7 protein-coding genes and 1 pseudogene are annotated in these 9,781 nt (G+C 72.0%); 5 read left to right on the forward strand and 3 right to left on the reverse strand.

Annotated elements, in window-relative coordinates:
* Positions 1-3,288 (reverse strand): S41 family peptidase (locus GWI24_RS33340; protein WP_210949788.1); only part of this gene is annotated, 3,288 nt, incomplete at its 3' end.
* Between the two features lie 149 nt (positions 3,289-3,437).
* Here GWI24_RS33340 and GWI24_RS33345 point away from each other — a divergent pair.
* The 5 genes from GWI24_RS33345 to GWI24_RS33365 all read left to right on the forward strand — a co-directional run bounded on the left by GWI24_RS33345 (position 3,438) and on the right by GWI24_RS33365 (position 9,272).
* Positions 3,438-4,055 carry a TetR/AcrR family transcriptional regulator gene (locus tag GWI24_RS33345; protein ID WP_247617208.1) on the forward strand — a complete coding sequence of 206 codons (618 nt, stop codon included), beginning with the start codon at positions 3,438-3,440 and terminating at the stop codon, positions 4,053-4,055.
* Positions 4,056-4,191: 136 nt separating this feature from the next.
* The gene (locus tag GWI24_RS33350; protein WP_210949789.1) at positions 4,192-6,444 is read left to right on the forward strand and encodes an MMPL family transporter; all 2,253 of its coding nucleotides are present in this window, start codon (positions 4,192-4,194) and stop codon (positions 6,442-6,444) included.
* A 181-nt stretch (positions 6,445-6,625) separates the two neighbouring features.
* Positions 6,626-7,738, forward strand: coding sequence for an energy-coupling factor ABC transporter permease (locus GWI24_RS33355; RefSeq protein ID WP_210949790.1), 1,113 nt, complete (start codon positions 6,626-6,628; stop codon positions 7,736-7,738).
* A 2-nt stretch (positions 7,739-7,740) separates the two neighbouring features.
* Positions 7,741-8,505 carry a cobalt ECF transporter T component CbiQ gene (gene cbiQ, locus GWI24_RS33360; RefSeq protein ID WP_210949791.1) on the forward strand — a complete coding sequence of 255 codons (765 nt, stop codon included), beginning with the start codon at positions 7,741-7,743 and terminating at the stop codon, positions 8,503-8,505.
* On the forward strand, positions 8,502-9,272 hold the full coding sequence (locus GWI24_RS33365) for an energy-coupling factor ABC transporter ATP-binding protein (RefSeq protein WP_210949792.1): 771 nt from the start codon (positions 8,502-8,504) through the stop codon (positions 9,270-9,272). Before cbiQ ends, GWI24_RS33365 begins: the two co-directional genes overlap by 4 nt.
* A 91-nt stretch (positions 9,273-9,363) precedes the next feature.
* On the opposite strand, the gene GWI24_RS33370 is transcribed toward GWI24_RS33365, so the two are convergent.
* Positions 9,364-9,582 (reverse strand): hypothetical protein, encoded by a 219-nt coding sequence (locus GWI24_RS33370; RefSeq protein ID WP_210949793.1) that lies wholly within the window; start codon positions 9,580-9,582, stop codon positions 9,364-9,366.
* Positions 9,579-9,781 (reverse strand): annotated as a pseudogene (locus GWI24_RS33375) (hypothetical protein); the annotation flags it as partial. The gene GWI24_RS33370 and the pseudogene GWI24_RS33375, both read right to left, overlap by 4 nt.

Below are 9,781 nucleotides of genomic sequence, written 5' to 3' on the forward strand. Positions count from 1 at the left end.
CGGCAGTTGGGGGCGGCGCAGGTCTGGGACGTCCGAGTAGTCCGGTGGGGTCGCGGCCGGATGCCGCTCCAGCAGATCGAGGGCCGTACGGACGGCGACCCCCAGTTGCGGATGGCGGCCCTCCGCCCAGTCCACGGGGGAGCGCGGCGCCTCGATGTCCGGCTCCACACCGTAGTTCTCCACGCCCCAGCGGTAGGCGTCGAACCACGCGGCGTTCATCGGCACCGTGATCGACGTGCCGTCGCCGAGGCGGTGACGCCCGGTCATCCCGACCACCCCGCCCCAGGTGCGCAGCCCCACCACCGGCCCGATGCCCTGGATCTTGAAGGCCGCGGTGATCATGTCGCCGTCGGAGGAGGTCGCCTCGTCGGCGACCGCGACGATCGGCCCGCGCGGGGCGTTGCTGGAGTACGACACGGGCTGGGCGTTGCGGGTCAGGTCCCAGCCCATGACCTTGCGGGTGAGCTTCTCCACCACCAGCTCGCTGATATTGCCCCCCGCGTTGCCCCGGACGTCCACGATCAGCGCGGGCAGCGACATCTCGCGGCGCAGATCGCGGTTGAACTGCGCCCAGCCGGAGCCGCCCATGTCGGGGATGTGGAGATAGCCGCACCGCCCGTCGCTCAACTCCCGCACCACGGACCGGCGCTGGGCGACCCAGTCCTGGTAGCGCAGCGGCCGGTCGTCGATCAGCGGGGAGACCGCGACCCGGCGCGGTGGCCCCTCGCCGTCCGGCGACTCGAAGGTCAGTTCCACCGTCGTGCCGCCCGCGGCCGTGAGCAGCGGATACGGACCGGCCACCGGGTCCACCGGGCGCCCGTCGACATGAGTGAGCACGGCACCGTCCCGGATGCCCAGACCGGCCAGCGGCGAGCGCGCCCGGGAGTCGGAGGACTCACCGGGCAGGATGCGGGCCACCGCCCACCGCCCGTCCTTGGCGCGGGTGAGGTTGGCGCCGAGCAGTCCGATGGGGCGCTGGTAGTGGGACGGCCCCTCGTTGCGCCGGGCGGCGCTGACATAGGCGTGCGAGGTGCCCAGCTCGCCCAGGGTCTCGCGGAGCAGATCGGCGAACTCGTCGGGCGAGGCGACCCGTTCGACCAGCGGACGGTACTGGTCGAGCACCCCGTCCCAGTCGACCCCGCACATCCCCGGGTCCCAGTAGTAGTGGCGGGTGATGCGCCCGGCCTCGTCGTACGCCTGCCGCCACTCGGCCGCCGGATCGGCGGTGTGCTGGATCCGCCGCATGTCGAGGTGGACCGTGGAGTCGCTGTCGCCGGACTCGGTGGCGGGCATCGCGCGCAGATCGCCGTCGTCGTAGGCCACCAGCCGGGTGCCGTCGCCGCTGACCACGAACCAGTCCAGCTCACCGGTGAGTTCGGTGCGCTTGGCCTTCGCCAGGTCGAAGTGTTCCAGAGTGGGGCGGCTCGAGGTCTCGTCCGGGCTGGCGAACGTCTCGCCGAGCGCGCCCGAGATCGGCCAGCGCAGCCACACCAGCCCGCCGCCGCTGACCGGCCTCAGCGAGGAGTACTTGGACGCGGAGACGGGGAAGGCCGTGACCCGGCTGGCCAGCCCCTCCACCTCCACCGTCACCGTGCCGTCGCCGTCGCTCTCGCCCCCGCTGACGTCCGGGTCCAGCCCGCCCGCCGCCGGGCGCCCCTCGGGGGACAGCGCGAAGGGCGAGGGGGTGGCGGACGACAGCGGTACGAGATAGGGGCGGCAGCCCAGCGGGAAGGAGAGGTCGCCGGTGTGCACGTCGTAGACCGGGTCGAAGCCGCGCCAGGAGAGGAAGGCGAGATAGCGGCCGTCGCTGGTGAAGACCGGCTCCTCGTCCTCGAACCGCCCATTGGTCACATCCACGGTGGTCCGGTCGGCCAGCCGCGCGATCTTGATCGAGCGCAGGGAGCGCCCTATCCCGGGGTGGGACCAGGCGAGCCAGGCCGAGTCGGGGGCGAAGGCCAGGTCGCCCACCGGGCCGTTGTCCGACCGGATCAGCTCGGTGACCTCGCCGTCCCCGTCGGGGGAGGTGTCCACCAGCAGCAGCCGCCCGTCGCCCGTGGCGACCGCGAGCAGGTCGCCGTCCGGCGAGGGCTCCAGCTCGTGCACCCGGCCCAGCCGACCGGCGGCCAGCCGGCGCGGCTCGGTGGGGCCGGTGGCCCGGGGCAGCTGCGCTATCTCGATGGCGTCCTCGCCCTCCGCGTCGGTGAGGTAGGCGACCCGGCCGGTCGAGCCCAGCATCACGGGCAGCCGCACCCGCACGCCCGGGGTGTCGGCGAGGGTGCGGGCGGGACCGTCGCGGTGGGTGAGCCAGTACAGGCTGCCGCGGACGCACACCGCGCTGGCCCGGCCGGTGGTGTCCACCGACAGCGAGTCGATGTGCGAGGCGGCGGGCACCTGGTAGGGCCGCCGCCCGGTGCGCGCCCCGCCGAGCCGTACGTCCAGCTTGCGCGGCTCGCCGTCCGGGCTCAGATCGTCCACCAGCCACAGCTCGCCCGCGCACTGGTAGACGACGCGGGAGCCGTCGGTCGAGGCGTGCCGGGCGTAGAAGTCGGCGTGGTCGGTGTGGCGGCGCAGATCGGTGCCGTCGGGCAGACAGGAGTAGAGGTTGCCGATGCCCTCGTGGTCGGAGAGGAAGGCGATCCGGCCGCCGACGAACATCGCCGCGTCCAGATGGCCGTTCAGCTTCTCCACGAGCCGGGTGCCGTGCAGCCACAGCCGGCCCATCGCACCGCCCCGGTAGCGCTTCCAGGTGGCGGGCTCGTGCGGCGGCTTGCCGGTGAGCAGCAGCGTGCGGCGCTCGCCGTCGAGGTCGGCCACCGCGATGTCGGCCACCGGCCCCCAGGGCAGCCGCCCGCCGGGGCTGCCGTCGGTGGGCAGGCTGTAGGCCCAGGAGAAGTGGGAGAACGGCTGCTCATGGGAGGAGACCGCGAGGATCTGGGAGACGCCGTCCTGATCCGGCGGGGTCCAGCCGCACACCGTGGCGTCCGTACTGCCCCAGTAGGTCAGCCGGCGGGCCGGGCCGCCGGCTGAGGGGACGAGATAGACCTCCGGGTCGAGGGTGCGCCAGGTGGTGAACGCGATCTGGGAGCCGTCGGGGGAGAAGCGGGGAGGTCCGACACGGGTACGGTCCACGGTCAGCCGCCACGCTCGCCCGGGTGGCCCACCCGGGGCGGTCAGTGGGGCGACCCACAGATCGTCCTCGGCCGCGAAGCACAGCAAGTCGCCGTGCAGATGCGGGAATCGCAGGTACGCCTGGTCGTCGTCGCATGCGTAAGGCTCCACCCCACCCATGTTTTCGAGCTACGCCATTCGGAGCAACTCGGTTGTGTGACCGAAACCACGAGCGAAACGGCGTAGTTTCGATAGAACCGGGCTTATGCTGGAGGAGTACGAAACCGTTTCGTTCGGAAGTTGGGAAGTTCGGAGGGAGGCGACACCCCATGCGGACCGCGGATCAGCCGACGGAGGACCGCGACACCGCCCGGGTGCGCCGCAGCAGACTCTCCCCCGAGCGGGAGCGGGAGCTGTACGAGGCGGTGGTCGAGCTGCTGGGCGAGGTCGGGTACGACGGTCTGACGATGGACGCCGTCGCGGCCCGCACCCGATCCAGCAAGGCCACGCTCTACCGCCAGTGGAAAGGCAAGCCGCAGCTGGTCGCGACCGCGCTGCGCCACACCAAGCCCGTTCTGCTCGAAGGCGTCGACACCGGATCGCTCCGCGGGGACCTGCGGGAGATCGCGCGGTGTTCGGAGACCGCCCATGAGCGGGACGCCGCGCTGATGAGGGGACTCGCCCACGCAAGCCACGACAACCCGGACCTTCATCAGGCCCTGCGAGAGCTGTTGATCTTCCCCGAGATCGACGCGCTCCACGCGCTGCTGAGGCGCGCCGTCGACCGCGGTGAAGTCGCCCCGGACCGGCCCGCCTTGAACTACGTCGTGCACATGATGTGCGGCGCGTTCATCACCCGACCGCTCGTCGAGGGCAAGCAGCCGGACCAGACGTATCTCCTGGAGTACATCGACGCCGTGATCCTCCCCGCACTCGGCGCCGCATAGCCCTTCCTCTCACCTCCCCACTCCCCCCTGATCTCCCCGCACAACCACATAAGGCCCCGGCCGGCGCGCCGCTCTCGTCGCCGGTTCGGTCACCCATCCCTGCCCTGCCAGCCAACCGACGGGAGCACCCCTTCTCGTGGCCACATTCCTCTATAAACTCGGCCGGTTCGCCTTCCGGCGACGCGGCTTCGTCGCGCTGATATGGGTGGCGCTGCTCGCGGTCGCGGGCGTCGGCGCCGCCACCGCCTCCCAGCCCGCCAACGACAGCTTCTCCATCCCGGGCACCGAAGCCCAGAAGGCATTCGACCTGCTGGAACAGCGGTTCCCCGGGGGTAACGCGGACGGCGCCACCGCCCGTGTGGTCTTCCGCGCCCCGAGCGGCGAGAAGATGACCGACCCGGCCAACAAGGCGGTGGTCACCAAGACCGTCGCCGAGCTCAAGGCCAGCTCGCCGCAGATCGCCTCGGTCGCCGACCCCTACCAGGCCCGGGCCGTCAGCAAGGACGGCACCACGGCGTACATCCTGACCAGCTACAAGGTCAACGCCATGGAGCTGGAGGACCCCGCCAAGGACGGTCTGAAGGAGGTGGGGGAGAAGGCCCAGAAGTCGGGGCTGACGGTGCAGATCGGCGGTGACGCGCTCCAGGAGATGCCGGAGACCGGCTCCACCGAGATCATCGGCATCGCGATCTCCGCGGTCGTTCTCGCCATCACCTTCGGCTCGCTGGTGGCCGCCGGACTGCCACTGCTGACCGCGCTCATCGGCGTCGGCATCGGCATCTCGTCGATCACCGCGCTCGCCACCACCCTGGGGCTGTCCACCACCACCTCCACACTGGCGATGATGATCGGCCTCGCGGTCGGCATCGACTACGCGCTGTTCATCGTCTCCCGCTACCGCGCGGAGCTGGCCGAGGGACGGGACCGGGAGGAAGCCGCCGGACGGGCCGTGGGCACCGCGGGCTCCGCGGTCGTCTTCGCCGGCCTTACGGTCGTCATCGCGCTGGTCGGCCTCGCCGTCGTCAACATCCCGATGCTCACCAAGATGGGCTTCGCCGCGGCCGGTACGGTCGTCATCGCCGTCCTCATCGCGATCAGCCTCATCCCGGCGGTGCTGGGCTTCGCGGGCAAGCGGGTGTTCGGGCGCAAGGCGCGCCGGCGTATGGAGGAGCGTGCCGCGGCGGCCGCCGCGAGCGGCGCGGACGCCCCCGAGGAGAAGCCCAACATGGGCACCCGCTGGGCCCGCTTCGTGCTGCGCCGCCCGGTGCTGGTGCTGCTGGTGACCGTGCTCGGACTGGGTGCGGCCGCGCTGCCCGCCGCCAGCCTGGAGCTCGGTCTGCCGGACGACGGCTCGCAGCCGGTCAGCAGCCAGAAGCGCCAGGCGTACGACATGATCTCCGAGGGCTTCGGCCCCGGCTACAACGGTCCGCTGATGGTGGTCGTCGACGCCAAGGGCAGCGATGACGCCAAGGGCGCGGCCCAGCAGGTCCGTAAGACCATCACCGGCCTGGACGGGGTGGCGGGGGTCAGCCCGGCCGCGTTCAACAAGGCCGGTGACACCGCGACGCTCACCGTCGTCCCCAAGTACAAGCCGAGCAGCATCGACACCGAGAACCTGGTCGGCGACATCCGGGACAAGGCGAGCGGTCTCAAGTCCGACACCGGTGCCGAGGTGCTGGTGACCGGCCAGACGGCGATGAACATCGACATCTCGCAGAAGCTCAACGACGCGCTGGTGCCCTATCTGGTGCTCGTCGTCGGACTGGCATTCCTGCTGCTGATGGTGGTCTTCCGGTCCGTCCTGGTCCCGCTCAAGGCGGCGCTCGGCTTCCTGCTCTCCGTCGTCGCGGCGCTCGGCGCGGTGGTCGCGGTCTTCCAGTGGGGCTGGCTGGCGGATCTGTTCGGGGTCGAGGAGACCGGCCCGATCATGAGCATGATGCCGATCTTCATGATCGGTGTGGTGTTCGGTCTGGCGATGGACTACGAGGTCTTCCTGGTGACCCGGATGCGGGAGGCGTACGTCCACGGCGAGCGCCCCGGCCAGGCCGTCGTCACCGGCTTCCGGCACGGCGCCCGGGTGGTCACCGCGGCCGCGGTCATCATGATCAGCGTCTTCGCGGGATTCATCGGCTCCTCCGAGTCGATGATCAAGATGATCGGCTTCGGCCTCGCCACCGCCGTTCTCTTCGACGCCTTCGTGGTCCGCATGGCCATCGTCCCGGCGGTGCTGGCGCTGCTCGGCAAGGCGGCCTGGTGGCTGCCGCGCTGGCTGGACCGGGCGCTGCCCAACGTGGACGTGGAGGGCGAGGGCCTGCGCAAGCAGCTCGAGCAGCCCTCCGCGGCCCAGCAGCGCGACAAGGACTCCGACGCCGAGCTGACCCGCGTCTGACCCGCGTCCGAACACCTGGCGTCACGCCTCGGCCCGACGGCGGCCTTCCGATCCAGGAAGGCCGCCGTTCGGCGTTTTCCGCGAGCCCGCGCGATCCCGCGACATCGGCGCTCTTGCGAACGACTTGCAGGTACGGGCTACCATCGGGCCGATAGCTGCAGCTCAGGAGCGGAGTCCCGCCATGCATGTGCCCGACGGATTCATCGACGCACCGGTGTCGGTGGCGACCGGTGTGGCCGCGGCCGGGGCCGTCGCGGTCAGTTTGCGCGGTGCCCGGCGGGAGCTCGACGAGCGGACCGCGCCGCTGGCCGGGCTGGTCGCGGCGTTCATCTTCGCCGTGCAGATGCTGAACTTCCCCGTGGCCACCGGGACCAGCGGCCATCTGCTGGGCGGGGCGCTGGCCGCGATACTCGTGGGGCCGTACACGGGGGTGTTGTGCGTCTCCGTGGTGCTGCTGATGCAGGGCGTGCTGTTCGCGGACGGCGGGCTCACCGCGCTCGGCGTCAACATCACGGACATGGCCCTGGTCACCACGGTCGTGGCGTACGCGCTCTTCCGCGCGATCGTGAAGCTGGCCCCGCATCGCCGCCGTACGGTCACCGTCGCGTCCTTCGTGGCCGCGCTGATCTCCGTACCGGCCGCGGCGGTGGCCTTCACGGCGATCTACGCGCTCGGCGGCACGGCCGATGTGGCGATCGGTAAGGTCTTCGCGGCGATGGTCGGTGTGCATGTGCTGATCGGCATCGGCGAGGCGGCGATCACCGCGCTGACGGTCGGCGCCGTCGTGGCCGTACGGCCGGATCTGGTGTACGGGGCGCGGGGGGTGACCGCGCGTCCGCTGGAGATCCGCAGCAGCCCGCTGGCCCCGGCCACCCCGGGGGCGGTGGCGCGGGCCGAGGGCCCGGCGGCCGAACCCGCCGCGGCGACCTCCGAGACCTCCGAGCCCACCGGGACCCCCGAGCCCGCCGCCGCGCCACGGCGGTCGGCCCGGCCCGTGTGGTGGGCCGGGCTCGCGGCCGCGCTGCTGTGCGCCGGGGTCGTCAGCTTCTACGCCTCCGCCAGCCCCGACGGGCTGGAGAAGGTCGCCCATGACAAGGGGATCGACCAGAAGGAGGAGGACCACGCCGCCAAGGACTCCCCGCTCGCCGACTACGGCGTCAAGGACATCACCGACGCCCGGCTCTCCGGCGGGCTCGCCGGGGTGATCGGGGTCGGGGCCACGCTCGCCGTCGGCTCCGGGGTCTTCATCGTCATACGGCGGCGCAGGGCGACGGCCGAGAGCGGGCGGGGCTGACCGTGGGTGCGGGACACGCGCACAAGCTCTACCGGGCGGGCCGGTCGCCCGTCCACGCCCTCCCCCCGCACTGCAAGATCGCCGCCGTCTTCTGCTTCGTGCCGGTGGTGGTCTCCACGCCCCGCGAGGCCGTCTGGGCCTTCGGGGCGTACGCGGTGCTGCTGGCCGGAGTGGCGGCGACGGCCCGGATACCGGCCGGGTACGTACTGCGGCGGCTGCTGATCGAGATCCCGTTCGTGGCCTTCGCCGTGCTGATGCCGTTCATCGCGGAGGGCCCGCGGGTGGAGGCGCTGGGGATGTCGCTCAGCGAGTCGGGGCTGTGGAGCGCCTGGAACATCCTCGCCAAGGGCACCCTCGGCGTCGCCGCCTCCGTCCTCCTGGCGTCCACGACCGAACTGCGCGCCCTGCTGCTGGGGTTGCAGCGGCTGCGGATGCCCTCGCTGCTGGTGCAGATCGCCTCGTTCATGATCCGCTACGGGGACGTCATCTCCGACGAGATGCGCCGGATGCGGATCGCCCGCCAGTCGCGCGGCTTCGAGGCGCGCGGGGTGCGGCACTGGGGGGTGCTCGCCTCCTCGGCCGGGGCGCTGTTCATCCGCTCCTACGAACGGGGCGAACGGGTCCACCTGGCGATGGTCAGCCGGGGCTATACGGGCACCATGCCGGTGATCGACGATGTGACGGCGTCCCGTACCCAGTGGATGTACGCCGCCGCCCTCCCGCTGACCGCGCTGGCGGTCTGCCTGACCGGATGGATGCTCCCATGACCGACTCCGCCACCACCCCGCCGTCCCTCCAGGTGGCCGGTCTGGCCTATGCGTACCCCGACGGCCATCAGGCCCTCTTCGGCGTCGATCTGACCGTGGCCCGCGGTGAGCGGGTGGCGCTCCTGGGGCCCAACGGCGCGGGCAAGACCACGCTCGTGCTGCACCTCAACGGCATCCTTACGGCGGGCGCCGGGACGGTCACGGTCGCGGGGCTGCCGGTGGCGAAGGCGCATCTGGCCGAGATCCGCCGCCGGGTGGGCATCGTCTTCCAGGACCCGGACGACCAGCTGTTCATGCCGACCGTGCGTGAGGACGTGGCCTTCGGCCCGGCCGCGGCCGGGCTGCGCGGCGCGGAGCTGGAGGAGCGGGTGCGCCGCGCGCTGGAGCGGGTCGGGATGGCGGAGTTCGCCGACCGGCCACCGCACCACCTCTCCTTCGGGCAGCGGCGGCGGGTGGCCGTGGCGACCGTACTGGCCATGGAGCCGGAGATCCTGGTCCTGGACGAGCCCTCGTCCAACCTGGACCCGGCCTCGCGCCGCGAACTCGCCGACATCCTGCGGTCCCTGGAGGTGACCGTGCTGATGGTCACCCACGATCTGCCGTACGCGCTGGAGCTGTGCCCGCGCTCGGTGGTGCTCAGCGGCGGGGTGATCGCGGCGGACGGCGGAACGCAGGAGCTGCTGTGCGACGAGGAGCTGATGCGCGAGCACCGGCTGGAGCTCCCCTTCGGCTTCGACCCGCGCTCGGTGACGGTGCCGGTGAGGTGAGGATGCCGGTGTTTCCGGTGGGCGAGGGTGCCGGTGAGGTGACGGGGCGGTCCGCTCACCCGCGCGCGGACGCGGCGTGCTGACGGCCGTCTCAGGTACGCCGGAAGCGGTAGGCGGCGTTCTCCTCCCAGTGGCGGGGACACTGGCAGGGCGGCCACGCCTGCCCCAACGCGTAGGGGTTGACGTCCTCCCCGACCAGCACGGCCACCAACGCGCGCCGCGCGGTCACCATCCCGTCGCGCGCCATCGTGTAGACACGCATCGTCATCCTTGGCCGCTCGCCCCCGCGCCGGGCCTTGTGGGCGTTCACCGGCCCTCCCCCTCGACCGGGGCCAGCAGCTGGAGCACGCTGCGCAGGCTGCGCTTCACCGCGCCCAGGTGGTAGGACAGTTCCTCCGGCGGGGCGGTGGCCAGGTCGAGGGCTTCCGCCCCCGCGAGGGTCTGTCCGGCCACGATCACGACGGCCTGTTCAAGGCCGTCGCGGGTGGGCTTCCCGGCCGCGATACATG

The organism is Streptomyces sp. MK37H (genome assembly GCF_018035285.1).
GTDB classification, from domain to species: Bacteria; Actinomycetota; Actinomycetes; order Streptomycetales; family Streptomycetaceae; genus Streptomyces; species Streptomyces endocoffeicus.

Coding starts and splice junctions, on each gene's coding strand:
- GWI24_RS33345 (WP_247617208.1), top strand. CDS start 3,438: ATGCGGACCGCGGATCAGCCGACGGAGGACCGCGACACCGCCCGGGTG.
- GWI24_RS33355 (WP_210949790.1), top strand. CDS start 6,626: ATGCATGTGCCCGACGGATTCATCGACGCACCGGTGTCGGTGGCGACC.
- GWI24_RS33365 (WP_210949792.1), top strand. CDS start 8,502: ATGACCGACTCCGCCACCACCCCGCCGTCCCTCCAGGTGGCCGGTCTG.